The 526-nt window shown below is 28.3% G+C and carries 1 protein-coding gene; it reads left to right on the top strand.

The annotated features are described in order from the left end of the window. The first annotated feature begins 179 nt into the window (after positions 1 to 179). Positions 180 to 341: a GxxExxY protein gene (locus tag DIT68_RS16605; RefSeq protein ID WP_233244225.1), complete on the top strand. Its 162-nt coding sequence runs from the start codon at positions 180 to 182 to the stop codon at positions 339 to 341. Positions 342 to 526: the final 185 nt, after the last annotated feature.

Here is a 526-nt window from a genome sequence, read left to right as displayed (position 1 = left end):
TAAAATACTGTATTTTTGATACTCATAATTGGGTGTGCTAAAAGTGTATGTTTTTTATGTTTAAGCACTTTAAAAATAACACTTTGCACCCTTTTATCCTATCTTTCTATGAATTTTTCGGGTTAAAAATGCCAATAGTATACAAAGACATAACTTTAAATCATGGATAAAGAATAGATTTGTTAGTTGAAAAGAAAGTCGTCATTGAATTAAAGTCCGTTGATGCGATAATCGATATTCATGAAGCTCAATTATTAACCTATTTGAAACTTGGTAATTATAAACTGGGATTGATACTGAATTTTAAAAACAAATTTACACTACATGACAATTTTCAATAAAACCTTGCTAAATCCTTTCTTTTCAGGGTTCAAAAGGAAGCTTGATATATATTCTAATCATATTTGAAAACCGATTTAGCTCTATGACCATGCTTTTTTATTGTTATGGCCTTAACATACCTATCTAAATAATCACCAACATTGTAGCACCAAGCAAAGGCTATCATTACTAAACATATTAGTTT

It is taken from the genome of Brumimicrobium oceani (genome assembly GCF_003143775.1).
GTDB classification, from domain to species: Bacteria; Bacteroidota; Bacteroidia; order Flavobacteriales_D; family Crocinitomicaceae; genus Brumimicrobium; species Brumimicrobium oceani.
Note: the sequence above shows the minus strand (reverse complement) of the source record. Positions and strands in the feature narration are given on the sequence as shown.